The sequence below is a fragment of the Bradyrhizobium sp. 33ap4 genome, assembly GCF_032654765.1.
Lineage (GTDB): Bacteria > Pseudomonadota > Alphaproteobacteria > Rhizobiales > Xanthobacteraceae > Bradyrhizobium > Bradyrhizobium australafricanum.
In genome coordinates this window covers 1-583 of sequence record NZ_JAUMTJ010000257.1, presented here as the reverse complement: position 1 = coordinate 583, position 583 = coordinate 1, and the positions used below count along the sequence as shown (strand labels likewise).

Genomic DNA, 583 nt, shown 5'->3' with positions numbered 1-583 from the left:
CGCTCACTGCGGCCGTGTTCCGGTTTTTACCAAATGAAATCGGCCTAGGCCGCACATAGTCTCGCCCCCATGTCGTAGCTGTCCGCTCTCCATCCTTTCATCTGCCCTGAGTATCCGTTCCGCCCGCCGCTCATAGTCTGAGTTGCTAATAAAACGTACGGAGCCAGATGCCCCGTTTACATGAGACCGCTTAGAGCGACCGAGTTAGCGAACCCAGTTCGCTTATATAAACGCCTCGGTGCGCACTGAAATGCGCGCCAACTTGGTCCGCTTCGGAGGGGTGGACCGAGCGGGCTCGGTTCGCTTGGAGAACCGATGTAAACGCTTCGGTGCCCACCCAAATCTGTCCAGTAGGTGGCGCTGTGCACATTTCTCCGCGCCATGCATCATGGGAAGTATCACGTGGTGCTCCGGAAGCACTGCTGCAGCAAGCTGGCGCGCGATTTGGCTGCCGTCACCATGGCGACGCGTCCCTTTTCCCCCTCTTTGTCATCTTCCAACCTCGCTCTCTCTTTCCTGCCCGCTTGAGAGCGCTCCGATGTAAACCATAGCGCGCCGAACCCAATCTCGGAACGCTTCGACT

At 58.0% G+C, this 583-nt stretch carries 1 protein-coding gene; it reads right to left on the bottom strand.

Annotation, left to right across the window (positions count from 1 at the left end):
- Positions 1-398: 398 nt before the first annotated feature.
- Positions 399-583: hypothetical protein (locus Q2M23_RS43825; protein ID WP_316399563.1), on the bottom strand; the 185-nt coding region annotated here is incomplete at its 5' end.